This is a genomic window from Nannocystis bainbridge (genome assembly GCF_028368995.1).
Lineage (GTDB): Bacteria > Myxococcota_A > Polyangia > Nannocystales > Nannocystaceae > Nannocystis > Nannocystis bainbridge.
The window spans coordinates 174,813-200,989 of record NZ_JAQNDL010000005.1 but is presented as its reverse complement, the minus strand read 5'-3'; the positions used below and the strand labels follow the sequence as shown (position 1 = coordinate 200,989).

Here is a 26,177-nt window from a genome sequence, read left to right as displayed (position 1 = left end):
ACCAGCCAACTTCTTCCTCACGGGCGCCTTCCGCGGGCGCTGACCGCTCTGGCCCTGTGGATCGGGCTCGTGACAGTCCCCACCGCGGCGGCCTCCCCGGTCCTGCTCGACCCGCCCGAGGCGGGCACGCCCGAGGAGGAGGAAGAAGAGGATGCGCCAGCGGTCATCGCGCCCGAGCCGGTGCCGGTGCCGGTGCCGGTGCCGCCGACCACGAGCAAGTCGACTTCGGCCAAGTCGAGCAAGAAGCCGGCGAAGTCTGCTTCGGTCAAGAAGCCCAAGGGCGACCCGCGCTGCGGCGGCAAGACGCCGATCTGGGAGCACAGGGTCAAGGCCGGCGACAACCTCGGGCGCATCGCCGGTCAGTACGGCGTGCGGATGAGCGACATCAAGAAGCTCAACCCGAAGCTGCAGAAGAACCCGGACAAGCTCTCGGTCAATCAGATCGTGCTGGTCTGCCCGGACCCCGAGGTGCCGCCGCACCTCGAAGAGGAGGGCAGCTACACGGTGAAGTCCGGTGACTCGCTGAGCGGGATCGCCGAGAAGCAGCACATGAAGGTGGCCGAGCTGATCGCGCTGCAGAAGGGCTCGCTGCGCAAGCGGCTCGACAACGACCCGAAGAGCCTGCGGCCGGGTGACGAGCTCACGATCATGATCGACCGCGGCATCATCGCCGCGTTCGCGCCGACCAAGGACGAGGATCGCGGCGTGCTGCGCATCGGCATCCCCCTCGATACGGGCAAGCACTATTACATCAAGCGTCCGAACCTGGCCTTCGGGACAAACTCCACGATCAAGGCGATCAAGGCCGCGATCTCGAAGTACGCCATGCTCAAGGGCATCAAGGGCGGGCCGCAGATCCACGTCGGCGACATCAGCGCGCGCGGCGGCGGTCCGCTCAAGGGCCACAAGTCGCACCAGAAGGGCGTCGACGTCGACGTCGGCCTCGTGCTCAAGGGCGCCGACGCCGGCGAGGTCCGGTTCCTCTCGGGCAACGCCGACAACCTCGACGTCGCGCGCACGTGGGCGCTCATCAAGTCGTTCGTCGACACCAAGGAAGTCCGCGCGATCTTCCTCGACTACGGGCTGCAGAAGGTCCTCTACGAGCACGCCAAGAAGAAGGGCGTGCCGGAGTCCAAGCTCGACGAGCTGTTCCAGTACCCGCGCGGCAAGGGCCGCGGCTACGGCATCATCCGCCACTGGAAGGGCCACCGCGACCACTTTCACGTCCGCTTCCACCGCTGAGGGCGGCGGGGCGGGCGGCTCACCGGGCCGAGGCGTTCGCGTTCGTCGTGCCTCGTGCGTCGCTTCACGAGGAGTCTCGAACGACATGTTCGTTGCGACATGCCCCTGAGCGCATGTCCTCGGGGGCATGTCCGAAGAGTCAGAAGGCCATGAAGCCGATGAACGGCCCCAGCTGCAGCAGCGGGATGCCCCCGAACGCGGCGGTCAGGCGCGCCTGGCCGCCGACCACGCCCTTGACCCGCCGCTCCGGCCTGGTGAACACGTAGCCGAGGCGGCCCTCGCCCTCGACGCCGCCGATCTCCGACAGCGCGAACATGACGCCGCCGCCCATCGAGTAGAACAGCCGCTGCTTCTCGCCGCCGTAGCCCATCGCCGTGAAGTGGTGGCGGTGGACGAAGAAGGCGAAGTAGCCGATCGGCGACAGATCGAAGGTGGGCGTGTCGGCGAAGCCGACCGAGAGCGTGAGCTGATAGCCGAGCGCGGTGTTCCAGTCGAAGGTGCGGGCCCGGTTCTTGCGCGGGCGCAGGTTGGTGCCGAGGAAGAAGGTGAAGTCCCCGGAGGGGATCGGCGACAGGATGTTGAAGTTGAGGGTGTAGAGGTTGGCGAACACGAGCCGGCGGTGCGTGACCGACTCGGGCGCGTTCGCAGGACCCTGAGCGCCGGCGGGCGGGTAGCCTTGCGGCTGCGCGGGCGGGTAGGGCTGGGCGTAAGGCTGCGCAGGCGCGGTGGGCTGAGCGTAGGGCTGCGCAGGCGGATAGGGCTGCGCAGGTGCGGTGGGCTGAGCGTAGGGCTGCGCGGGCGCGGTGGGCTGGGCGTAGGGCTGCGCGGGTGGGTAGGGCTGCGCGGGGAGCGTCGGGTCGGCGTAGGGCTGGGCGGGCGCCGGAGGAGCCGCCTGGGCGGGCGCGCTCGGTGGAGACGGGACCGCGGGCGCAGGGGCGGGCGCGGCGGCGGGCGACGGAGGGGCGGGCGCGGGCGGTTGCAGCAGCAACAGAGCGGTGGCGACGGCGTGCAGCATGGCGATGTCCTGAGGTTAAGTTTGACCTGTCCTGAAGACCATGTGATGGGAGACTCGCGGCGAGCGTCGATCCATCGCGGCGCGCTTCACCCGGCGAGCGAAGCCGAGGCCGCGCGTGGGCCGAATCGCCGCTCGCGCGAGCCACGGGACGCGGCGGTGCGTGAGCCGGCGCGGGCCCGGTGAGGCGCCGGGACGCGTCGAGGCGGGCCCGGGCCTGCGCTGCGCGGGCAGTTCGGGTTCGACGACCATCAGCGGCGCGGCAGAGGTCAGGAGCATGCGAGGACCGACGACGCGTCGATGTTTGCAGACGACGTGATCCGGCTCAAGTCGGCGCGCCGGCAAAGCCGCTAAGGTGCCGCGCCATGGCGACCACGCTGCGCACTGTCCCCCCCGAGCCCCCTCTGCCGCCCACGGTCCTGCCGTGCAGCGACCCGGCCACCGGCGAGCGCTTCGGCGAGGCGGCGGTGATGGACAGGGCCGCGGTGGTGGCGACGGTCCAGCGGGCGCGCGCGGCCCAGGCGGCGTGGGCCGCGACGTCGTGGGCGGAGCGACGGGCTGTCCTTTCGGACATCTTGAAGTACGTCGTTCAGCACCAGGAGGAGATCTGTCGTCTGGCGGTGCGCGATTCCGGGAAGACGATGGTCGATGCGGCGATGGGCGAGATCTTCCCCGTCTGCGAGAAGCTCCGCTACACGATCGCGCACGGCGAGGCCGACCTCCGGGCCGAGCGACGCACCTCCGGCTTTCTGCCGCACAAGGCCGCGCGCGTCGAGTACCTGCCGCTCGGGGTCATCGGCGTGATCGCGCCGTGGAACTTCCCGTTCCACAACTTCTTCTGTCCCGTGATCCCGGCCCTGTTCGCCGGCAACGCGGTGGTGGTCAAGGTCAGCGAGCTGGCGACCTGGTCGTCGCTCCGCTACGTCGAGATCTTCGCCGAGGTGCTGCGGCGCCGCGGCCACAGCCCCGACCTCGTGCAGATCGTCACCGGCTACGGCGAGACCGGCTCCGCGCTGGTGACCTCGGGCGTCGAAAAGATCTTCTTCACCGGCTCGCCGCAGAACGGCCGCAAGGTGATGGCCGCGGCCGCGGAGACGCTGACGCCGGTGGTGCTCGAGCTCGGGGGCAAGGACCCGATGATCATCTGCGACGACGCCGATCTCGAGCAGGCCGTCAGCACCGCCACGTTCGGGGTGTTCAACGCCTGCGGGCAGATGTGCGTCGGCGCCGAGCGGCTCTACGTGTTCGCCGGCATCTACGACGCGTTCGTGCGCGAGGTGGTGGCGCGGGCCCAGGCGCTGCGCCAGGGGCCGCCGCTGCAGGGCGAGGTCGACGTCGGCGCGATGACGATGCCGCGCCAGCTCGAGATCGTGCAGGAGCTGGTCGACGACGCGGTCGCCAAGGGGGCGCGGGTGCTGTGCGGCGGCCAGCCGCGGACCGACCTGCCGGGCAACTACTATCCGCCGACGGTGCTGGTCGACGTCGACCACAGCATGCGGATCACCCGTGAGGAGCAGTTCGGCCCGGTCATGGTGATCGTCAAGGTCGACTCCGAGGCCGAGGCGATCCGGCTGGCCAACGATTGCCCGTACGGGCTCGGCTCGTCGGTGTTCACGCGCGATCCGGCCCGCGGCGAGCGACTGGCCCGCGCGATCGCGGCCGGCATGACCACCGTCAACGATTTCGGCCTGGCCTACATGATCCAGTCGCTGCCGTTCGGCGGCCTCAAGATCTCGGGCTTCGGGCGCATCAACGGCCGCGAGGGCCTGCGCGCCTGCTGCAACGAGAAGGCGATGGTCACTGACCGCATCCCGGTGCGGCAGGGCATGGCGCTCTACCCCGTACGGCCGGCGACGCTCGAGCTGGTGACGGGCGCGGTGCGGGCGATCTACGGCGCCGGGATCGGCAAGAAGGCGCGTGGGGCGCTCCAGATCGCCCGTTCGTTGCTGTCGCTCGCGCGCGGCCCGAAGTCGACCGAAACGACGTGAAGCTCGGGCGCTGACGATCCGCGCGAGCACCTGTCTTCACGGACAGCTGGCGCTCGCGTCGGGCGAATCCGAACCGGTCGAGCGGCCTGGCAGAGGGGCGGGCGGTGTGGCAACATTTCCACCCCCGCGCTGCTGGCCCATGGACGAGTTCATCGCCGCGATCGTCAGCTTCCCCACCGTGATCTTCACGGTCGCCCTGTTGGTGGTGGTCGGTTACTGGCTGCTCGCGCTGCTCGGCGGGATCGGCAGCGACATGCTCGACGGCGCGGCCGGCAAGATCGACGGCGCCTTCGATGCGATGGGCGGCAAGGTCGACGGGGCCCTCGACGCGATGGCCGGCAAGATCGACGGCGCCGTCGATGGCGCGACCGGCAAGCTCGAGGCCGTCGGCGGCAAGATCGAGGGCGCCGCGGGCGGGCTCAGTCTGCTCGCGGCGATCGGCTTCGGCAAGGCGCCCGCGACGGTCGTGATCAGCATGCTGGTGCTGTTCGCATGGGCGCTGTCGACATTCGCGACGCTGATGCTGGGCCACGGCGTCGCCGCCTCGGCGGGCGGGGGCGTGGCGCTCGCGGTCCACGTCGGCATCGCCTTCGGCGCGGTGCTGCTGGCCGGCATGCTCACGGGCCTCATCGCCGGCGCGCTCGGCGAGGCGTTCAAGCGTCACCGGCCGATCGGTCGCGGGGAGCTCGTCGGCAAGCTGGCGACGGTCACCACCGGCCGCGTCGACGAGCGCTTCGGCCAGGCCAACCTGCAAGAGGACGGCGCCAACTTGATCATCGACGTCCGCTGCGCCACCCCCAACGCGCTGGTCAGGCACACGCGCGTGGTGCTGGTGAGCTACGACGCCGCTGCCCACTATTACATGGTCGAGCCGTTCGAGACCAAGGACAGCCTCGCCCGCCCGTGAACGCGGCGGCGCGCGTGAGAGAGGGACGCTAATCGCATGAATCCGACTCTGATCCTGATCGCCGCCGTCGCCGGCGCGATCCTCCTTTTGGGTCTCATCATCGCGTTCGTGGTCACGCGATTCCTCCGCCAGGTCGACCAGGGCAAGGCGATCATCATCAATACGTGGGGCAAGGGCGCCCAGGTCGCGTTCTCCGGCGTGGTCGTCTATCCGATCATCAACCGCGCCGAGATGATGGACATCTCGGTCAAGACGATCGACATCGACCGTCGCGGCAAGGAGGGCCTCATCTGCGCCGACAACATCCGCGCCGACATCAAGGTCACGTTCTTCGTCCGCGTCAACAAGACCCCGGAGGACGTGCAGAAGGTCGCGCAGTCGATCGGCTGCGTCCGCGCGTCCGACCAGTCGACCCTCGACGAGCTGTTCTCGGCCAAGTTCTCCGAGGCGCTCAAGACCGTCGGCAAGCGGCTGATGTTCGAGGAGCTCTACACCAAGCGCGAGCAGTTCAAGGACGAGCTGATCGAGGTCATCGGCCGCGACCTCAACGGCTTCATCCTCGACGACGCCGCGATCGATTTCCTCGAGCAGACGCCGATGTCGTCGCTCGACCCGCACAACATCCTCGACGCCCAGGGTATCCGCAAGATCACCGAGATCACGGCGGCCCAGAACGTGCGCACCAACGAGCTGCGGCAGAAGGAGCGCATGGACGTCGGCTCGCAGAACCTCGCCTCCGACGAGGCGGTGTTCCGCTACGAGCAGCAGCGCGCCGACGCCGAGGCGAAGAAGCACAAGGAGATCGCGATGTCGCAGGCCCGCGAGCAGAACGAGGCCATGCGGGTCGCCAGCGAGGAGCACAAGAAGACGACGGTCGTCCAGCAGGCCAACGAGGCCGAGATCGGCAAGGCCGAGCAGGACAAGCTGCGCGCGGTGCTGATCGCCGAGAAGGCCAAGGAGCGCGAGGTCCAGGTCGAGACGGAGCGGGTCGAGAAGGCCCGCGCGACCGAGGCGATCGCGCGCGAGCGGGCGGTCGAGCTGCTCCGCATCGAGAAGGAGAAGGCGCTGGAGATCGAGCGCAAGGCGATCGCCGACGTGGTCCGCGAGCGCGTGTCGGTCGAGAAGGGCGTGGCCGAGGAGGAGGAGCGGACCAAGGACGTGCGCGCGCTGGCCGACGCCAACCGCGTCAAGGATTCGCGCGTCATCAAGGCCGAGGGCGAGGCCCAGGAGCGCCTCGTCAAGGACGTGAAGAACGCCCAGGCCTCCGAGGAAGTGGCCAAGCACGAGGCGAAGAAGCAGCTGATCCTGGCCGAGGCCGCGCTCGAGTCGGCCGACAAGCAGGCCAAGGCGAAGATCCGCGAGGCCGAGGGCCTCCAGGCCCAGGAGGCCGCGCAGGGCCTCGCCAACGTGCGCGTGAAGGAGGCCGACGCGGTCGCCACCGAGAAGCTCGGGATGGCCAAGGTCCGCGTGCAGGAGGCCGAGGCCGGCGCGATCGAGAAGCGCGGCATGGCCGAGAACACGGTCGCGCGCGAGCGCTTCGCGGTCGAGGCCAGCGGCGAGGAGCAGAAGGGCCTTGCCCAGGTCAAGATCAAGGAGGCCGACGCGGCGGCGGTCGAGAAGCAGGGCGCGGCGCAGGCGGTCGCGCAGGAGCGCCAGGGCGTGGCCCAGGCGACGGCGATCCGCGAGAAGCTGCTGGCCGAGGCGACCGGCCTGGCCGAGAAGGGCAAGGCGATGCAGAACTTCGCCGGCGAGCCGCGCGCGCACGAGGAGTTCCGCCTCCAGCTCGAGCGCGACCGCGACGTCCAGCTGGCCCAGATCGCGGCCCAGAAGACCATCGCCGAGGCTCAGGCCCGCGTGCTGTCGACCGCGCTCGAGCACGCCAAGATCAACATCGTCGGCGGCGACGGCCAGTTCTTCGACAAGTTCGTGCGCGCGGTCGGCACGGCGCAGTCGATCGACGGCACCATCGAGCACAGCGACACGCTCAAGAAGCTGCTCGGCGACTACCTCGACGGCAAGAAGAGCCTGCCGGACGACCTCAAGCAGGTGCTGTCCGGCGTGTCGGCCGACGACCTGCAGAAGTTGACGCTGTCGGCGTTCCTCGCCGACCTGCTGCGCAACGCCGACGGCGCGACGAAGAAGAAGATCCAGGCGCTGGCGGAGAAGGCCAAGGACCTCGGGATCCAGTAAGCCGGGGCCGCCATGGCAGAGGCGAAGGACAAGCCCCAGGACGGCGGCGAGGCGCTCGAGAGCGGCGGCTACGAGGTCATTCGCGCCCGCCTGGTCGTGCAGGGCAAGGCGCTGGCCGAGAAGACCGGGGCGCTCAACGAGCGCCGCAAGCAGGCGTTCGGCGGCAGCGAGCTGCAGGTGGTCGCCAACGAGCGCGTGCGCACCGAGCACGCGTGCGTGCCGGCCGACATCGTGCAGACCGGCGGCCACCTGCTGCTCGGCTACAACGTCTTCTTCGGCATGAAGAAGGACGTGGCGATCGAGGACGTGTTCTCGATCCAGACCTTCGACGGCAGCGCGCCCGAGGGTCAGGCCATGCATCCGGCCACGCTCGACAAGGTGCCCGGGCTCCTCGACGGCGAGCAGTTCGTCAAGGACTTCACGGACATCTACAAGTACTACAAGGACACCCGGCTGCAGCGGCTGAAGGCGACGGACACCAAGCTGTTCGCGATCTTCCAGATCGGCGCGGCGACGACCGACGTCAAGGTGCTGCACTGGAACGTGCTGCCGCGCGGCGGGGTCCGCTACGTCGACACGCGCGGCGATCGCGAGCTGCCGAAGCCGGCCTCGCACGACTTCGAGTGGACGCCGACGACGCGCGAGGACCAGGTCTCGGGCCAGCACCCGCACGTGTCGATCAAAGACCTGGTGTTCGTCGAGACCGTCGGCGGCGACCTGACGATCAAGGTCGAGAACAACACCAAGGACGGCCTCGGCATCTACCGCGAGCCGGTCGAGGACGCCAACCAGGCGCTCGACGACGCCAAGTTCTCGTACGCGCTCGTCGGCCCGCTGGTGCTGCTGCAGATCCTGCCGTACCGCGAGCAGAGGCCGCGCTTCTTCATCTACAACACGCGGCTCAAGTCGGTCGCGCGGGTCGACGCGATCGGCCAGAGCTGCATGCAGCTGCCCGAGGGCCACGGGGTGGTGTTTCCCGGCGGCTATTACCTGACGACGGGAGACACCAAGCAGTTCGGCGGCGAGACCGGGGCCTTCGAGTTCGAGCGCCGGATCGACGCGCCCAACGGCGAAGACGTGCTCTACGTGTTCTATCGCCGCGATCAGGGCCGCTACGTGCTGTTCCCGTACAACCTGATCCGCAAGGAGATGGCCAACCCGATCCAGTGCAACGGCTACAGCCTGTTCCGCGACGGCAAGCTGGTGGTGTTCCGCGCCCAGAGCGAGGAGCAGGCGCAGCTGCACCCGATGCAGGTGTGGCAGACGCCGTTCATGACGGCGGAGTTCGCGGCGGCGGCCCCGACCGACGGCTCGTACCTGGCCAAGGTCGGCAACGCCGAGCTGGTGCGGGGGATCAGCGAGGCGTTCAGCGTCACGCGCCTGATCGACAACAGCGATCCGCGGCGCGAGACCTACGAGGACCTGATCGCGCAGGCGCAGCGGCTGGTCGACAACTACTACTGGCTCGGCCACGCCGATGTCGGTGACCTCGCCGCCGACGTCAAGACGATCCGCCAGACCGGCGAGCTCATCATCGACGAGTTCGAGAAGGTCGTGGCGATCCGCAAGCGGGCCCGCGAGGCGCTGCAGGACGCGCAGACCAAGCAGGCCGCGCTGGTCAAGACGCTGCGGCCGGGCGACTGGAAGAGCGTCGAGCAGTACATGCAGGCGCTGACGGCCCTGCGCAACCAGCGGGGCGCCGTCATCACCCTCCGCGAGGTGCGGTCGATCGATCTGGCGGCGCTCGACGTGCTCGAGAAGCAGGTGGTCGAGGAGTTCGACCGCATCAGCCGGGCGTGCGTCGAGTTCCTGGTCAAGGGCGAGGCGCTGATCCCCGTCGGCAAGCGGCTCGACGAGGTGCTGGCCAGGCTCGAGAAGGTCGACAACGCCGCGCAGCTGCAGCCGATCGAGCAGGACATCGCGGCCGTCGGCGACGGCCTCAACGTGCTGGCCGAGGTGGTCAGCGGGCTGCAAGTCGGCGACGCGGTGGCGCGGACGAAGATCCTCGAGGACATCTCGACGGTGTTCGCCCACCTGGGCCGGGTGCGCGCGACCTTCCAGAGCGTGCGCAAGCAGCTGCTCACGTCCGAGGGCAAGGCCGAGTTCGCGGCCCAGTTCAAGCTGTTCGCCCAGACGGTGTCGTCGGGGCTGGCGCTGTGCGACACGCCCGAGAAATGCGACGAGCAGCTGGCCAAGCTGCTGGTGCAGCTCGAGGAGCTGGCCGGTCGATTCTCCGAGTTCGACGAGTTCCTCGGCGAGATCGCGGGCAAGCGCGAGGAGGTCCACGACGCGTTCCAGGCCCGCAAGCAGACGCTGCTCGACGAGCGGCAGGCGCGGGTGCAGAACCTCATCGCCGCCGCCGACCGCATCCTCGAGGGCGTCGGCCGGCGGGCGCAGACCTTCAAGACCGCCGACGAGCTCAACGCCTACTTCGCGGCCGACGCGATGGTGCTCAAGGCCAAGGAGCTGGTCGAGCGATTGATGGGGTTCGGCGCGTCGGTCAAGGCCGACGAGATCTCGACCAAGATCACGGCGGCCCGCCAGGACGCGCTGCGGGCCCTGCGAGACCGCCTCGAGCTGTTCGAGGAGGGCGCGCAGGTCGTCAAGTTCGGCACGTTCCGCTTCAGCGTCAACACGCAGGTGCTCGACCTGACGCTGGTGGCGCGCGACGGGACGATGGCGATCCACCTCGGCGGCACCGACTTCTACGAGACGGTCGAGGACCCGGAGTTCGCCAAGACGAAGGAGTTCTGGAACCAGCAGCTGGTCTCGGAGATCGAGCAGGTCTACCGCGGCGAGTACCTGGCGGCGTCGGTGCTGTTCGCGGCCGAGCGCGGCGAGCACGGCCTGACGGTCGACAAGCTGCACGCGGCCGGGCGCGAGGCGGGCGGGCTGGTCGACGTGGTCCGCAAGTTCGCGGCCGAGCGCTACGACGAGGGCTATGAGCGCGGCCTGCACGACAGCGACGCGGCGCTGATCCTCGACAAGCTGCTGACGATGTACGCGACCGCGGGGCTGCTGCGCGTGTCGCCGGGGCCGCGGGCGCTGGCCTGCCTGTTCTGGGCGTGGTTCGACCGCAACGAGCTCAAGGCGGTGTGGCATCGGCGGGCCCAGAGCGCCGGCCGGCTGCGCGCGCTGTTCGGCCACGGGGCCGCGGCCGAGGCGCTCGGCGGCGAGCTGGCCAGGGCGATCGGCGAATGGGCGCAGCAGACCGGGCTGTCCTTCGGGTCAGGTGAGATCCACGCCGCGGGCAACTATCTGGTCGAGGAGTTGGTCGACGAGCGGCCGCGCTTCGTCACCAGCGCGGCCGCGCAGACGCTGTGGCAGGAGCTGCTGAACGCGCTCGAGGCCAGCGGCAAGCGGCGCGCGCTCGACGACGACCTGCGCGCGCTCGAGGGCAGGCTGCGCGAGCGCTTCGAGCTGGTCAAGGCGTGGCTCGAGGCGTTCGCGGCGGCGCTGCCGGAGCAGGCCAAGGGGGCGTCGGCGCTGGTCGAGGCGGCCGCGCTGGCGCTGACCGACCGCAAGCTCGACCGCGAGGTCCAGAGCGCGATCGAGAGCACGCAGGTCACCGGCCTCCTGGGCCAGCACCCGCGGATCCGCGAGCGCACGCTCGAGCTGCGGCTCGACGAGTTCCTCGGCCGCCTCGGCGAGTTCGCGCGCGTGCGCGTGCCGGGCTTCCGCGAGTTCCGTCGCCTGCGTCAGCAGCTCATCGACCGCGAGCGCAAGCGGCTGCGGCTCGACGAGTTCATGCCGAAGGTGCTGACCTCGTTCGTGCGCAACAAGTTGGTCAGCGAGGTGTACCTGCCGCTGGTCGGCGCCAACATGGCCAAGCAGCTCGGCGCGGCCGGCGATCAGAAGCGCACCGATCGCATGGGCATGCTGCTGCTGATCTCGCCGCCCGGCTACGGCAAGACGACGCTGATGGAGTACGTCGCCAACCGCCTCGGCCTGGTCTTCATGAAGATCAACGGGCCGGCGCTCGGCCACGACGTGGTGTCGATCGACCCGGCCGAGGCGCCCAACGCGACGTCGGCGCAGGAGGTCGAGAAGGTCAACCTGGCGCTCGAGATGGGCAACAACGTGATGCTCTACCTCGACGACATCCAGCACACCAACCCCGAGTTCCTGCAGAAGTTCATCTCGCTGTGCGACGCCCAGCGCCGCATCGAGGGCGTGTGGCGCGGCCGCTCGCGCACGTACGACCTGCGCGGCAAGAAGTTCTGCGTGGTGATGGCGGGCAACCCGTACACGGAGTCGGGCGCGGCGTTCAAGATCCCCGACATGCTGGCCAACCGCGCCGACACCTACAACCTCGGCGACATCCTCGGCGGCAACCGCGAGGCGTTCTCGCTCAGCTACATCGAGAACACGCTGACCTCGAACCGCACGCTGGCGCCGCTGGCGACCCGCGAGCAGGCCGATGTCTACCGGTTCGTCAAGATGGCGCGCGGCGAGGAGGTCGCGACGACCGACTTCTCGTACGGCTACTCCGGCGCCGAGGTGCAAGAGGTCGTCGGCGTGGTCAAGCACCTGTTCCGCGTGCAAGAGGTGCTGCTGCGCGTGAACCAGGAGTACATCGCGTCGGCGGCGATGGACGACAAGTTCCGCACCGAGCCGGCGTTCAAGCTGCAGGGCAGCTACCGCAACATGAACAAGCTGGCCGAGAAGGTCGCGGCGGCGATGACCGGCGAAGAGGTCGATCGCCTGGTCGACGACCACTACGCCGGCGAGGCGCAGACGCTCACGGTGGCGGCCGAGCAGAACTTGCTCAAGCTGGCCGAGATGCGCGGTCGGCTGCAGGGCGAGCGGGCCGAGCGCTGGGCGATGATCAAGCGCGAGTTCCAGCGGGTGCGCAGCCTCGGCGGCGCGGCCGACGACCCGGGCGTGCGCGTGGCCGGGCAGCTGTCGGTGCTCGCCGAGCGCGTCGAACAGGTCAAGGACTCGCTGCTGCTGGCGTCCGAGCGCGAGGCGGCCAACGGCAAGGAGCTGCAGCAGGCGCAGATGGCCCAGCAGGCGCGCCTGGTCGAGCTGATGGCGCAGGCGCAGGCGCAGGCGAGGGCGCCGGAGCCGGACAAGAAGCTGGCGACGCTGCCGATGCCGAGCGTGGCGCCGCCGACGACCGGCGGGCTCGACTGGGCGCGGCCGATCGTGGGGCGGATCGCCAGCGCGCTCGAGGGCCTCAATCAGGCCACGCTGAAGGTCGATGTGCACAACGAGCCGCCGGCGGGCGTGCAGGAACTGCTGGCCCAGCAGGTCGCCATCGTCGAGCGCACGCTGATTCCGCTGGTGCGCGCGGCCACGGGCAATCTGCAAGACGTGCGCGGGCTGCAGGACCGCGTCGATCAGATGCTCGGGATGCTGCAAGAGATCGACGAGATCCTCAAAGGCAAGTTCCTGCGCTGAGGCGGGGCACGCCGCGGTGACGGCCGCGCTCGTCGGGCGTGATCGACGGGTCGCTCTGCGTGTGCGTCGCGCTCGTGGGGTACGCGGCGTCCCTGTCCCGGCGACGACCGGCGAAGGTCTCGCATGGGTGCGAGGCACATTTGCAGGAATGCGAGGGCGCGGAGGCGCCTTCGATGGAGCCGTGAATCGCCGTCCAGGTCGCCTGCGTGGCCCATTGCTCGCGGTTCCGGCTCGCCAGCCACGGTGATTGTCCGGCGCATGCGAACGTGGCTACCTGGTCTGCGGAGCAGGAGTTCGAATGTTGCGATCGATCATGCGAGGGTGGAGAAATCGGGCCGTTCATTCCCTGGCGGGCGTCGTCGTCGTCGGCACGCTGCTCGGCGGCTGCGGCCCGGGCGAGTGCAAGGAGGCCAAGCCGCTGATCGGCGAGCTGCGAGCGGCGCTCGCCAATCCGGAGCTGACGGGGGCGGCCGAGGCGGCCGAGAAGCTGAACGCGGCGCTGGCGGGCGGCAAGAGCCCCGAGCTCGCGGTGCTGAAGCGGCAGACCGAGGCGTTGCAGGCGGCGCTCAAGAAGGCGCAGGTCGCTCCGACCGACGAGTCCGGGCTGGCCGCGCGCGACCTCGCGGCGACGAACCTCGGCGTGGCGGTCACCGTTTGGCAGGAGTCGGCCGCGCTGGTCGATACGAAGATCTGCAACTAGGCGCGCCCCCGACCTCGTGGGTGTCTGCAGGCCGGGAAGCGGCGCGACGCGGGGAGATGTGGCAGGCTCGGGGTGTGCTGCGGCGACGCGAAATCCTCGGAGCGACCATCGGCGCGGCGATCGGGGCGATGTTGCCCGCGCGGGCGCGGGCCGGGAAGAAGCCGGTGCGGGTGGCGCTCTACAAGGCCGGCGGGGTCCATCCGGTGGCCTTCGCGGCGGCCAAGCAGCTGCTCGAGAAACACGAGGGCTTTCGGCTGCGCGTGACTGTCCCGCAGGACATCCGCGGCGGGTCGCTCGGCGACGAGGACGTCGTCGTCTTCATGGGCGGCAGCGGCACGGCCCAGGGGCGCAACCTCGGCGACGACGGCAAGCAGCGGGTGAAGGACTTCGTGGCCGGCGGCGGCGGCTACGTGGGCGTGTGCGCCGGGGCGTACATGGCGCTGCAGGGCGAGGATCAATTTCACAAGCTGCGGATCGTCGCCGGCCGCAACCTGACCGGTGATTTCTGGCAGCGCGGGATCGCGGGCCTCGACGTGTCGGCGCCCGGGCGCGCGCCGTTCAAGCTGTTCTTCGCCAACGGGCCGATCTTCACGCCGGTCGAGGTCGAGGGGCTCGCGCCGTACGTGTCGCTGGCGAAGTTCGAGGGCGAGATTTACAACGCGTCCAAGGGGACAGGCCCGGGCGAGATGCTGGGTACGCCGGCGATCACGGCGTCGCAGTTCGGCAAGGGCCGCGTGCTGCTGTTCTCGCCCAACCCGATCCTCGGCGGGCAAGGGGTGGTGCAGGAAGAGTTGATGCTGAGCGGGCTGCGCTGGGTGGCGACCGCCGGCGATGTGGGGCCGGGCGTCGGGTTCGCCGACGTGTTCGGCTGAGCTCGCTGACCGGGCAGTGTATCTGTCCAAAGAGACAGCCGCGGCGCCGCTGTGGGACAGTGGAGCACCGAGCGCCAAAGATGTCCTGAGGGACAGGTCGTGAAGTTGGGTTGGAGCGACCTCCGGGGATTCTGTCCAACGGGCGGAGACAAACCCTCATGATGCGTACAGGAGTTTCTGCTGTCGCCGTGGCGCTCGCGCTCGCGCCGGCGCCGGCCAGCGCGGCCGACTTCGCCGCCGGCTCGCTGGTGATCCCGATGGACACCGATTACCAGGACCTCGGCATGCTGCGCGCCTATGGGCTCGTGTACGAGCTGCTGCGCCAGGGCGTGCCGGTCCACTGGGCGATCAAGGCCGGGAAGGGCCACGCCGAGGCCGACTTCACCACCTCGGCGACGGACGTGGCCAGCGGGGCGACGATCGACGGCCACGGCTACCGCGGCGGGCCGTGGGTGATCGACGCGGCCGACGCCGCGGACGCGCTGCCGATCGTCGAGGCGTGGCAGCAGGACAACCCCGACGTGGCGGTCCACGAGGCGAGCGAGGGGTTCGCCAGCGACGTCGCGGCGACGCTGGTGGTGGCGCCGACGATCGCGATGATGGCCGACGGCAACCAGAAGATCGCGCGCAAGTACATGATGGCGGCGGGGATCCCCGACTCTGTCGGCGACTACGGCTGGCCTGACACCAGCCCCGACATGCTGGATCCGGACGAGCTCTCGGGGCCGACCGAGGACAACCTGCGCGACGGGGCGTTGTTCGACGCTGAAGGCGATCCGGTCTACTGCCAGTTCATGTCGATGCACTGGGGGGTGAAGGACGCCCAGCAGAACCAGCAGGTCGTGGCGGAGATGCGCGAGTTCTTGACCCATCCGACGCACCTGTTCGCCGAGTGTCAGGCGGTCAACGCGTTCGAGAACCTGGCCGCGCACGGGCACTTCTTGACGCCGAACGGGTTCCTCATCGGCCAGCAACCGGACATGTACGAGTACTACGAGACCGACACGCCGTTCGGTCAGCTCGACGGGCCGTTCCAGTCGGTCGGCGGCAGCGAGCCGGCGTACAGCCTGCCCGAGGGCGACAGCTACAAGGGCAGCGACATCGTCATGATCACCGAGGCGGGGACGTCGATCGGGATCAACGACGTATGGATGACCGGCTTCGTCGACGGCATCTGTCCCGGGTTGGAGGTCGGGCCGGGGCTGTCGGCGGCGTGCCTGACGGCGGGCAAGGTCAGCTACCTCGGCGGGCACGAGTACGACGTGGACCTGCCGATCTCGCAGAACCCGACCACGCAGGGGACGCGGCTGTTCCTCAACTCGCTGTTCGAGGCGCCATGCGCGACGGCGGAGGGGTCGCCGCAGATCTCGGTCACCAAGTCGGCGCCTGCGACCTCGGATGTCCCCGAGGTCACGTTCGACATCACGTTCGTCAACATGGGAGTGATGCCCGCGCTCGACGCGGTGCTGACCGACACCTTGCCGGCCGGAGTGACGTTCGTGTCGGCGACCGACGACGGCAGCCACGTCGACGGGGTGGTGACGTGGCAGCTCGGCAACCTCGGCGAGGGCGAGGGCAAGACGGTCAGCGTGATCGTGGAGCTCGGCGCGCCCGGCGTGTACGAGAACAGCGCGCGTCTGCAGTACCGCGCCGGGGTCAATGCGCTGGTGGTGGACTCGAACGCGACGATGACGGCCTACGGGGTCGAGCCGACGACCGACGGCGGCACGGGCACCTCCGAGCCGTCCGGCACGGGCGCCAGCGCGAGTGACAGCGGCGGGGTGACGACGACGGCGCCGACGACCGGCGGCGGCGAGGTCACGGGCCCGCTGACGGGCGGCGCCGGCAGCAGCGGCGAGACCGGCGACAGCGCGGGCGAGACTGGCGGGCAGACGGGGGGCGAGGGCTGCGGCTGCCACAGTGACATGACCGGAGGGGCAGGCTCTGCCAGCCTGCTCGGGCTGCTCGGGCTGCTGCTGCGACGGCGACGCCAGGCGAACTGATCTTACGGACATGTCCCTTGCGACATGTCCGAAAGCGCGAAGAGCCCCGCGACGGTCGTCGCGGAGCTCTTCAGGCCGGGAGGCCGCGCGTCAGATCTTGATCGAGCCGCTGAGCACGGAGTTGAAGCGCTTGAGCAGGCCGGCCGGGTCGGGGACCTGGCCCTCGGCGAGGGCGGCCTGGTCGTAGAGGAGCTCGACGTAGGTGCCGAGGCGGTCGTCGCCCGGGGCCTCGCGGGCCAGCTTGTCGACGGCCTGGACGAACGGGTGCTCGGGGTTCAGCTCGAGGATCCGCTGGCGCGTCGGCACGTCCTGGCGGGCCATCTTGAGGATGCGCTCCATGTTGCGCGAGAGGCCGCCGCTGTCGTCGACCAGGCAGGCCGCGCTCTCGCGCAGGCGCTTGGACACGCGCACGTCCTTGACCTTGTCGGTCAGCAGCTCCTTCGACTTGTCGACGGCGGCCGCGATGGCGCCCGGATCGTGCTGGTGATCCTTGTCCTCGGGGATGTCGAGGTCGCCCTGGGTGACGCTGACGAGCTGCTTGCCCTTGTACTCGGACAGGTCCTGCACGACCCATTCGTCGATCGGGTCGGCCATGAAGAGGACCTGGTAGCCGCGCGCGCGGCAAGCCTCGAGGTGCGGGCTGCGGGCCACCGCGGCCATCGATTCGCCGGTGATGTAGTAGATGGCGGGCTGCCCCTCGGGCATAGCCTCGACGTACTGCGCCAGCGAGACCGGCTTGTCGCCGTCGGAGGAGCGGTAGCGCAGCAGCTCGACGAGGTCGTCGTGGTGCGTGCTGTCGGTGTGGATGCCCTCCTTGAGGACGGCGCCGTAGTTGGCCCAGATCTGCTCGTAGGTCTCGGGCTTGTCCTTGGCGATGCCTTCGAGCAGCTTGAGCACCTTGCGGGTCAGCTGGCGGCGGATCGAGGTGAGGGCGTTGTGCTCCTGCAGCATCTCGCGCGAGACGTTGAGCGGCAGGTCCTCGCTGTCGACGACGCCGCGGACGAACCGCAGGTAGCCGGGCAGCAGCTTGTCGCAGCTCTCCATGACGACGACGCGGCGGGCGAACAGCTGCAGGGCCTTGCGGTCCTCCTGGAACAGGTCGGCCGGCGGCTTGCCCGGGACGTAGAGCAGGGCGACGAACTGGATCGGCGCGTCGGCGTGGAGGTGCAGGTGGCCGAGCGGCTCGTCGCCGGGCAGCACGAAGCCGCCCATGACGTGCTTGTAGAACTCGTTGTAGTCGGCGTCGCCGAGCTCGCGGGCCGGCCGCATCCAGAACGCGGTGGCGTCGTTGACCTGCTTGCCGTCGACCTCGGTGGCGCCCTTGTCGTCGACGACCTTCAGCAGGATCGGGTGGACGACGTAGTTGCTGTAGCGCTTGATGATGCCCTCGATCTTCCAGCGATCGAGGAACTCCTTGGCGTCGGGCTTGAGGTGCAGCTCGATGGTGGTGCCGCGGGTGGTCCGCTCGCCGGGACCGACGCTGTAGGTGCCGTCGCCGGCGCTGGTCCAATGCACGGGCTCGGCGCCCTCGGCGGCGCTGAGGCTGGTGACCTCGATGCGGTCGGCGACCATGAAGGCGCTGTAGAAGCCGACGCCGAACTGACCGATGAGGTTGAGGTCGGGCTTCTGCCCGCTGTCCTGCTGGGCGCGGGCCTTCTCGAGGAACTTGAGCGTGCCCGAGTGGGCGATGGTGCCGAGGTTGAGCGCGATCTCGTCGCGGGTCATGCCGACGCCGGTGTCCTCGATGGTGAGGACGCCGCGGACATGATCGGCGCTGATCTTGATCTGCGGCTTCTCCTGGCGGTCGCGCAGGCTGGTGTCGGTGAGGCCCTGGAAGCGCGCCTTGTCGAGCGCGTCGGAGGCGTTCGAGACGAGCTCGCGGAGGAAGATCTCGCGGTTGGTGTACAGCGAGTTGGTGACGAGGCGGAGCAGGGCGCTGACTTCGGCCTTGAACTCGTGCTTCTCTTCGCGGCTAGTGGTCACGTTGGCACCTTCGGCAAGACGATTCGGAGGGTTGTCGTGGACCCCGGCGCGGCTGCGGGCTTTGGACCGCGCAGGCGCCTCCGGGACGGCTCGGGCGGGAAGGTAAACCCACCGCCTGATGCGTCAAGTGGCGCCGGCGAGGTTCGCGGCGGGCTTGTGCGGGTGTTCGGGCCGCGCGCAGCGGCAGCCCCGTGGGCGCCGAACCAATGCGAACCGCGCGTGCGCAGCAGCTGCGCACGCGCGAGACGGACGAGCGGCGATCAGCCGAGCAGGCTGCTCAGCTTGGGCGCGGCGACGTTGGCCAGGCGGCGGTGCCACAGCTGCGCGCCCACGAATTCGTCGGCGCGCGTGATGTGATCGGTGAGCCGCGCGGTGACCTTGAAGCCGAGCTCGCTGTAGACCTGATTGCTGAGGGTCCAGTCGGCGGCGCACAGCGCGAACACGCTGGCGGTCTCCTGCTTGTGGAGCTCGTCGAGCAGCGCCTTCACGCAGTACTCGAGCACCGGCAGCTCGATGTCCTTCACCGGCGGCGTCAGCATGTCGACCTTGGCGTGGCCGAACGAGCTGTCGGTCTCGGCGCCGACCCAGTACTCTTTTTTGCCGGTCTTGGCGTGGATCGCCAGGTCGGGGTTGAACACGCCGCGGCGGAACGGGGCGTACAGCGCGTCCTGGCCGACGCCGCGGACGATGTCTTGCAGCAGCACGGGGTCGCGGATGAAGTCGACCGTCAGGCCGCGCGGCTTGGGCACGCCCTTGAGGTCCTTGTCCTTGCCCTCTTTGCCCGGCAATGCCAGCGGCGCGCCCATCTTCGGCGCTCCGCCCTGAATCGGCTCACCGTCCTCGGTGTAGACGCGACTCATGATGTAGGCGTCGGCGGTGCGGAAATAACCGGGGATCGCACCCTCGCGCGAGAAGCCGACGCTGCGCCAGCTCTTCGAGTCTTGCTTCTCCACCACCGTGAAGACCTTGCGCAGACCCTCGGCGCGCGCGATCCGGTCGAAGAAGTCGCGCTTCTGCTGGTAGTTGCCGACGCGGTAGTCGAACACGCGGAGGTTGTGGTGCCGGCGGTTCAGCAGGAAACAAAAGTCGATGTCGCCCTTGCGGTAGTAGATCTCTTCGACCGGCTCGTCGGTCCCGGAAGAGATCTGGGCGGCTGGCTGGCTGGACATGCTTGCTCCTCAGGCGCAAAGGCGGCCCGGAGGGCCAGAAATCCGAGCCAGACCCAGGATGCGACAGAACGTCGTCCGGGTGCTGCTCAGAGGGTGAATCGATGGGACCACGGGGCGGGGAGGGGGTGGTGCGCCGAGGGCGCGCCCGCGAAGAGAGCGGGGTGCCCGGGGGCGCCGGGCGACGCCCGGGCCTGCGCGGGAACTCGCGCTGGGGGGCGTTTTTTCCCGCGAATATCGGGATACAGGTACCACCCCAAAATGTTGATGTCAAAGCCGAGCCGAAGGTAGATTGCCGCAAAGGCAAGAGTTTTCGCTCACTTGGTCGCGCCGGCCAAAGGACTCCTGGAGTGTCGCGCAGAAGACGAAGTAACGATGTTCCGGGGCTTGCGCTGGCGCTTGCGGGAGTGCTGGGCGCCGCCGGCTGTCAGTGGACCGAGCCGACCGAGGCGCCGACGACCCAGGACCCGGGTTGCGCCAAAGACACCGACTGCAAAGGCGACCGGATCTGCGAGGCAGGGGTCTGCGTGGCCCCCAGACCGGTCGAGGCGGCTGTATCTGCAACGTCGCGCGCGCCGGCGCTGGCGAGCGGCGCCTGGGCCCGCGGCGGGCCGGGCCACGCGGGCCCGACGAAGGCGAAAGGGCCGACCAGCGAGCCCAAAGAGCTGTGGGACCGCGATCTCGGGGCGGTGGTGTTCGCCTCGCCGGCGCTCGCCAAGGTCGGCGGAGAGCCCGCTGCGCTGGTCGGGACGCACGCCGGACGCTTCGTCGGCGTGGCGCTCGGCGGTTCGCGCGCCGGCGAGATCGTGCTCGACGTGATGCTCGGCGGGATGGTGTGGGCCACGGCCGCGGTCGCTGGCAATCGGGCGTACGTCGGCGCCGATGACGACACGCTCTACGCGATCGACCTCGAGAAGCAGGCGATCGCGTGGACGCTGAAGCTCGGCAACTGCGACGGCGCGCGGGTGCCAGGCCCCGAAGGCGCGCGCTGCGACGCCGACGGCGGGCCGACGATCGCGCCCGACGGCGACCTGGTGCTCGGCGCCGACGGGGTCTATCGCATCAGTCCCGAGGGACAGATCCGCTGGCACTACCCGGCCGACGCGTCGATCCAGGCCAAGCACGTGTTCGCGGCCCCGATCGTGGCGGGCGACGGTACGATCTACGTCGGCGGCCAGGACGGGCTGTTCACGGCCCTCAGCGCCGACGGCGCGATGCAGTGGACATACTCGATCCGCGCCGATGTCGACGGCGGCCCGGCGCTCGGCGACGGCGGGGCGATTTACGTCGGCGCCGACGACGGCCGGGTCCACGCGCTGCGCACCGATGGCAGCCTGCGCTGGAGCTTCGTGGCGCAGAAGGACATCCGCTCGGCGATCGCGCTCGGCGCGGGCGGGGCGGTCTACGCGACGTCGTTCGACGGCAATCTCTACGCGCTGTCCGCGGGCGGCGACGTGAAGTGGGTGCTGCCGACCGGCGGCAAGATCCACGCGACGCCGGTCGTCGACGCCAACGGCAACCTGTTCTTCGGCAGCCAGGACGAGCGGCTCTACGCGGTCTCGCCGCGCGGCAAGGTGCTGTGGACGATCGAGCTCGGCGCCGACATCGACTCGTCCGTGGCGATCGCGGACGACGGGACGCTCGTGGTCGGCTGCGACGACGGGCACCTGCGAGCCTTCCGCTAGCCCCGAAGCGATGTTCCGGCGTGATCGTGCGCGCGTGCGTTTGCCGCGCGTCGTCGCGGGTTGCGCGGGGGGAATTGCGCCGGCATCTTCACGCGCGTGAGCAAGGAAGAGAAAAAGGGGGCCGCGGCCGCGAGGCTGGTGGTCAACCCAGGAGGGTTCGGGTTCGCCGAACGCCTCGATGGTGAAGGAACTGTTTTCATCCCGCGCGGACGCCTCAGCGGCGCGCTGGACGGCGATGAGGTCGAGGTCTACAGCTGGCCGTCGGAGAAGGGCTTCGAGGGCGAGATCGTGCGGATCGTGCGCCGCGGTCGCACGCGACTGACGGGCCAGGTGCGGCGGATCGGCCGCGTCCGCGTGCTCGAGTGCGACGACCCGCGCGTGCTGCTGCGACCGGACGTCGAGGACGGCACACATGTCCCGGAGGACATCGTGGTGGTCGCCACGATCACGCGCTACCCGATCGATACGCGCGACGGCGGGGCGGTCCGGATCGAGCGATTGCTGGGGCCGCCGAACACGCTGGCGACCGAGCAGGCGAAGATCCTGCTCGAGTACAACATCGACCCCGAGTTCGCGCCCGACGTGCTGGCCGAGGCCGAGGCGGTGCCCGAGACGGTGCAGCCGGAGGACCTGACGAACCGGGCCGACCTGCGCGGGCTCGAGTTCATGACGATCGATCCGGTCGACGCGCGCGACTTCGACGACGCGGTGTGCGTCGAGGCGATCGCGGGCGAGGGGGCGCACGGGGCCGTGCGCGTGCACGTGGCCGTGGCCGACGTGTCGCACTACGTCCGCGAGGGCACGGCGATCGACCGCGAGGCGGCCTGGCGCTGCTTCTCGTGTTACCTGCCCAACCGCTCGATCCCGATGCTGCCGCGGGCCCTGTCGTCGCACATGTGCTCGCTGGTGCCGGAGCAGGACCGCCTGGCGATGGTGGCGAGCTTCCGCCTGGCGGGCGACGGCGAGATCGACGAGCTGGTGCTGCGCGCGGCGGTCATCCACAGCCGCAAGCGCCTGACCTACGAGGAGGCCGCGGCCGTGCTGTCCGAAGAGACAGGTTCGCAGCCGACCCAACCGCCGGAGGTCCGCTCGCGGATCGCGGCGCTGCGAGCGGCGGCCGACCGGCTGCGCGCGCGCCGGCTGCGGCTCGGGGCGATCGAGCTCAACGTGCCCGAGATCAAGGTGCTGCTCGACCAGGACGATCCGGAGCGCATCCGCGACATCGTGCCGACGCGCGCCAGCGCCGAGCTGGCGCGGGCGTATAACCTGATCGAGGAGCTGATGCTGGCCGCCAACGAGGCGGTCGCACGCGTGGCGGTCGGGGCCAACCTGCCGCTGGTGTACCGGATCCACGCGGCGCCCGACCCGGTGCGGCTCGAGCAGCTGGCGACGGTGGCAGAGGCGCTCGGCGCCACGGCCGACCCGGAGAAGCTGACCACGCCGCGCGGAGCGCAGAAGTTCCTGAACCGCACGCAGAATCACCCGCGCCGCGCCGCGCTGCACATGTTCATGCTGCGGGCGATGGCGCAGGCGCAGTACAGCGTCGAAAACGTCGGCCACTTCGCGCTGGCCAGCGACGCCTACGCGCACTTCACGTCGCCGATCCGGCGCTACCCGGACCTGATCGTGCACCGCGTGCTCAAGGCCCACCTGGCGAAGATCGGCGGGCTGCCGGGGCCGGAGCCGGTGCCGCCGATGCCGCAGCGCGAGCAGACGGCCGAGCAGTCGGTCCGCAGCAGCCAGCGCGAGCGGTCGGTCGCGGACGCCGAGCGCGACAGCAAGTCGCTGTTCGCGGCGCTCTACATGCGCGACCGCGTGGGCGACCGGTTCGAGGCGACGGTGTCGGGCATCGGCTCGCCCGGGGCGTTCGTGCAGGTCGACCGGCCGTTCGTCGACGGGCTGGTGCGCACGGGCAACCTCGAGCGCGACCGCGGCGAGCCGTTCCAGCTCGACCCGTCCGGGGTCAAGCTGGTCGGCCAGCGCTCGGGCTTCACGCTGACGGTCGGCGACCGCCTGATCGTCGAGGTGATCGACAGCAGCGTGCAGCGCCGCAAGATCGAGTTCGCGTTCGTGATGCGGATGTCCGAAGGGGCAGGCAAGAGCTGAGCGACGAGCGCCTGTCCGAACGGGCAGGCGCTGCGATTCGGTCGCGCCTGTCCGAAAGGGCAGGCGCTGCGATTCGGTCGCGCCTGTCCGCAGGGGCAGGCGCGCACGAGCTCAGCGCAGGCGGTCGAGGATGCCGAACAGCGCGTCGAGGTTGGCGCGGCCGAGCTTGCGGCAGCGCTCGGGCGACCAGCCGAACAGCGCGTGGGGCGAGTCGACGGTGTCCTTGAACGGCTGCTCGAGCGTCATCGACAGGCAGCCGAAGCGGTCGGCGATGAAGGTGGTGCACATCGTCAGGTTGGCGGCGCCCGGGGCCACGGCGTCGTAGCCGTGCTCGGTCTGGAAGTCGGGGCTCGCGCGCGTCAGCAGGCGCTCGTACTCGGCCTGCAGGTCGAGGACCCGCGGCGTGACCGAGGCGACGCCGTCGGGGCCGGCGATGAAGTTGTAGGGCAGGGCCTCGTCGCCGTGGACATCCAGGCAGAAATCGACGCCGGTCTGTTCCATCCGCTGGCGCACGTAAAAGACCTCGGGGCTGCGCTCGCGCGTGGGGGTCTGCCACTCGCGGTTGAGGTTGGCGCCGGCGGCGTTGGTGCGCAGGTTGCCGCGGAACGAGCCGTCGGGGTTCATGTTGGGGACGCAGTAGAAGACGGCCCGGGCCAGCAATTGGCGGGCGACCGGATCTTCGTCGTCGAGCAGGCGCTCGAGCAGACCCTCCATCAGCCACTCGGCCATGGTCTCGCCGGGGTGCTGGCGGGCGACGATCCAGCACACGCGCTTGCCGGCCGCGGGCTCGCCGATGACGAGGAGGTCGAGGTCGCGGCCGTCGACGGTGGCGCCGAGCAGCTCGTGGCGGCACTGCGGCGAGGTCTGACAGGCGGCGACGAGGTCCAGGTGACGCTCGTGCGAGTAGGGCGCGAAGTAGGCGTACCAGACGCTGTCGTGCTCGGGAGTGTGGCGGATCGTGAGGCGCTTGCCGTCGTACTCGGTGGACACGCGGAACCACTGATCGCGGTCGTAAGAGGCGACCGCCTGGTAGTCCTTCCAGCCCGGCGGATAGCTGCTGATGCCGGCGTTGTCGATGTGCAGGGCCAGCGGGGTGTCACGCACGCCCGAGGCGCGGAAGTGGAACCACTGGTAGAATTCGGAGCTGTTGTCGCGCCGGATCTCGAGGTGCGCGTCGCCCGGATCGGCGATGTCGCGGACGAGGATGTTGCCGCCGTCGAAGTTGCTGGTGATCTGCATCGTTCGAGGCGGAGTGTCGGGCGCATCGACGGGCCGCGCAAGTTCGGCCGATCGAACCACGCAAAAACGCCGAGGTCGTGCGGACCTCGGCGCCTCGTTTCACGCGGATGCGCGGGAGCTCAGAGCTTCTTCAATGCGAGGTCGAGCTGGCCGACGCAATGGTCGTAGCCGCTGCCCGAATCGAGGCACTGGTTGAACTGCTTCTCGATGAGGACGACGGGCTTCTTGAGCGGCTTGTTGTCGCCCTCGCTGCCGCCTTCGCCGCCCCACTCGCCGCCTTCCTCGCCAGGCACGCCGCCCTCTTCGCCGGGGAAGCCTTCCTCGCCGCCCCACTCGCCGCTGCCGGTGGTCTCGCCGCTGCCGGTGGTCTGGCCGCCGTCCTCGCCGCCCCACTCGCCGCCTTCTTCGCCGGGGTTGGGACCTTCGCCGCCGCCTTCTTCGCCGCCCCACTCGGCGTTGCCTTCCTGGCCGCCTTCTTCACCGGGGCCGGGGCCTTCGCCGCCCTCTTCGCCGCCCCACTCGGCGTTGCCCTCCTGGCCGCCCTCTTCGCCGGGGCCGGGGCCTTCGCCGCCCTCTTCCTCGCCGCCCCACTCGGCGTTGCCTTCCTGGCCGCCCTCTTCACCGGGGCCGGGGCCTTCGCCGCCCTCTTCCTCGCCGCCCCACTCGGCCTGGCCTTCCTCGCCGCCCTCTTCGCCAGGGTCGGGGATGCCGGTCTCGCCCTGCTCGCCGCCCTCGCCGCCTTCTTCCCAGCCGCCGGTGCCGGGGTCGCCGGGGACGTGGCCGCCCTCTTCACCGTGGCCGCCCTCTTCCTCGTTCTGGCCGCCCTCTTCTTCGCCCTGGCCGCCTTCACCCTTTTCGTCGCCGTCCTCGTAGCCGTCGATATCGAGCTTCGCCAGGCCACAGCCGGGGATCACGAGCGGCGCGGCCAGCAGTGAGAGGAGCGGGAGGTTATGAAGCCAGCGGAGAGCGTTGCGTTGCATGGGAGTACCGTGACGAAAAAGAACAGTTAAGAGCGTCGAAGGATCCGAGCCGAACGATTTCATGCTGCCCGACACTGGCAGACTCGGCAAGGGGGGACGTCGGAATTGCGAGGGATGGCCCGCTGGCCGGTGGCCGAGACCGCGCGGTCAGGTTGACTGTGTTCCGCGTCTCATCGCCGGTCCGGTGTGACGGACTGGACGCGGTACAGTGCCGGCGGAGGAACACATGGCAGCAGGGCACGCGCACGATCACAGCCACCGGACCCACAAGGGGCGCGTCTGGACCTACCTGATCTTCGCCACGGGATTGGTGCTGGTGGCTGTCCTGGCCAACCTGGCGCTCAGCAACCCGCAGCTGGCGACGCAGGGCATCGACGCCATCGCCGGGCTGCCGGCGTGGGCCTTCCCGGCGATCACGGGCGCGGTCGGGCTGCTCACCTTCTATATCGGGCTGAAGATCGAGACCGATTGGCCGGAGCGGCTGGGCGCGCTGCTGGTGGCAGGGTCGATCGCCGGCGCCGAGTTCCTGCTCGGCTGGCAGAACTTCGAGCTCGGCGGGCTCAAGGTCGTGCCCTATGCGATCCCCGTCATCGCCTGCCTGGTGCTGATGATGATCGCCAACGTGAAGAGCCGCTGACGGACTGCGCAGGAAGCGCGAAACCGCCGGGCGGCTGCGACGATTGCAGCGACCGGCGGGAGAT

General features: G+C 69.8%; 16 protein-coding genes. 11 read left to right on the top strand and 5 right to left on the bottom strand.

The genetic code is table 11. The annotated features are described in order from the left end of the window. Positions 1-69: 69 nt before the first annotated feature. Positions 70-1,242: a penicillin-insensitive murein endopeptidase gene (locus POL25_RS41145; protein ID WP_272091903.1), complete on the top strand. Its 1,173-nt coding sequence runs from the start codon at positions 70-72 to the stop codon at positions 1,240-1,242. 139 nt (positions 1,243-1,381) lie between these two features. Here the strand turns inward: POL25_RS41145 and POL25_RS41140 are convergent, their stop codons facing one another. Beyond that, the gene (locus tag POL25_RS41140) at positions 1,382-2,257 is read right to left on the bottom strand and encodes a hypothetical protein (protein ID WP_272091902.1); all 876 of its coding nucleotides are present in this window, start codon (positions 2,255-2,257) and stop codon (positions 1,382-1,384) included. Positions 2,258-2,619: 362 nt separating this feature from the next. Between POL25_RS41140 and POL25_RS41135 the strand changes: the two genes are divergently transcribed. From POL25_RS41135 to POL25_RS44785, 7 genes are all read left to right on the top strand, one after another. Beyond that, entirely contained in the window at positions 2,620-4,242 is a 1,623-nt protein-coding gene (locus POL25_RS41135) for an aldehyde dehydrogenase family protein (protein ID WP_272091901.1), read from the top strand. Between the two features lie 139 nt (positions 4,243-4,381). Next, positions 4,382-5,149, top strand: a complete 768-nt coding sequence (locus POL25_RS41130) for a phage tail tape measure protein (protein WP_272091900.1) — start codon at positions 4,382-4,384, stop codon at positions 5,147-5,149. Between the two features lie 36 nt (positions 5,150-5,185). Beyond that, positions 5,186-7,339: a flotillin family protein gene (locus POL25_RS41125; RefSeq protein ID WP_272091899.1), complete on the top strand. Its 2,154-nt coding sequence runs from the start codon at positions 5,186-5,188 to the stop codon at positions 7,337-7,339. Between the two features lie 12 nt (positions 7,340-7,351). After that, positions 7,352-12,742, top strand: a complete 5,391-nt coding sequence (locus tag POL25_RS41120; protein ID WP_272091898.1) for a DNA repair ATPase — start codon at positions 7,352-7,354, stop codon at positions 12,740-12,742. A gap of 313 nt (positions 12,743-13,055) precedes the next feature. Further along, a complete protein-coding gene (locus tag POL25_RS41115) occupies positions 13,056-13,442 on the top strand; it encodes a hypothetical protein (protein WP_272091897.1) in 387 nt (128 codons plus the stop codon). A gap of 74 nt (positions 13,443-13,516) precedes the next feature. Continuing rightward, on the top strand, positions 13,517-14,314 hold the full coding sequence (locus POL25_RS41110; protein ID WP_272091896.1) for a BPL-N domain-containing protein: 798 nt from the start codon (positions 13,517-13,519) through the stop codon (positions 14,312-14,314). 188 nt (positions 14,315-14,502) lie between these two features. Continuing rightward, on the top strand, positions 14,503-16,317 hold the full coding sequence (locus tag POL25_RS44785; RefSeq protein WP_272091895.1) for a DUF11 domain-containing protein: 1,815 nt from the start codon (positions 14,503-14,505) through the stop codon (positions 16,315-16,317). A 90-nt stretch (positions 16,318-16,407) separates the two neighbouring features. Here the strand turns inward: POL25_RS44785 and htpG are convergent, their stop codons facing one another. Continuing rightward, positions 16,408-18,300, bottom strand: a complete 1,893-nt coding sequence (gene htpG / locus POL25_RS41100; protein ID WP_272091894.1) for a molecular chaperone HtpG — start codon at positions 18,298-18,300, stop codon at positions 16,408-16,410. Positions 18,301-18,560: 260 nt separating this feature from the next. Continuing rightward, the gene (locus tag POL25_RS41095) at positions 18,561-19,469 is read right to left on the bottom strand and encodes a hypothetical protein (protein WP_272091893.1); all 909 of its coding nucleotides are present in this window, start codon (positions 19,467-19,469) and stop codon (positions 18,561-18,563) included. A gap of 404 nt (positions 19,470-19,873) precedes the next feature. Between POL25_RS41095 and POL25_RS41090 the strand changes: the two genes are divergently transcribed. Both POL25_RS41090 and POL25_RS41085 read left to right on the top strand, forming a co-directional pair. After that, positions 19,874-21,151, top strand: coding sequence for an outer membrane protein assembly factor BamB family protein (locus POL25_RS41090; protein ID WP_272091892.1), 1,278 nt, complete (start codon positions 19,874-19,876; stop codon positions 21,149-21,151). Between the two features lie 96 nt (positions 21,152-21,247). After that, complete coding sequence (locus POL25_RS41085; RefSeq protein WP_272091891.1) at positions 21,248-23,257, top strand: ribonuclease R family protein; 2,010 nt, start codon at positions 21,248-21,250, stop codon at positions 23,255-23,257. Between the two features lie 111 nt (positions 23,258-23,368). On the opposite strand, the gene POL25_RS41080 is transcribed toward POL25_RS41085, so the two are convergent. Together POL25_RS41080 and POL25_RS41075 are read right to left on the bottom strand one after the other, a co-directional pair. Continuing rightward, positions 23,369-24,496, bottom strand: a complete 1,128-nt coding sequence (locus tag POL25_RS41080) for a M14 family metallopeptidase (RefSeq protein WP_272091890.1) — start codon at positions 24,494-24,496, stop codon at positions 23,369-23,371. A 119-nt stretch (positions 24,497-24,615) separates the two neighbouring features. Then, complete coding sequence (locus POL25_RS41075; RefSeq protein WP_272091889.1) at positions 24,616-25,476, bottom strand: hypothetical protein; 861 nt, start codon at positions 25,474-25,476, stop codon at positions 24,616-24,618. A gap of 226 nt (positions 25,477-25,702) precedes the next feature. Here POL25_RS41075 and POL25_RS41070 point away from each other — a divergent pair, with 226 nt between their 5' ends. Continuing rightward, the gene (locus POL25_RS41070) at positions 25,703-26,113 is read left to right on the top strand and encodes a hypothetical protein (RefSeq protein ID WP_272091888.1); all 411 of its coding nucleotides are present in this window, start codon (positions 25,703-25,705) and stop codon (positions 26,111-26,113) included. The last annotated feature ends 64 nt before the right edge of the window (positions 26,114-26,177 follow it).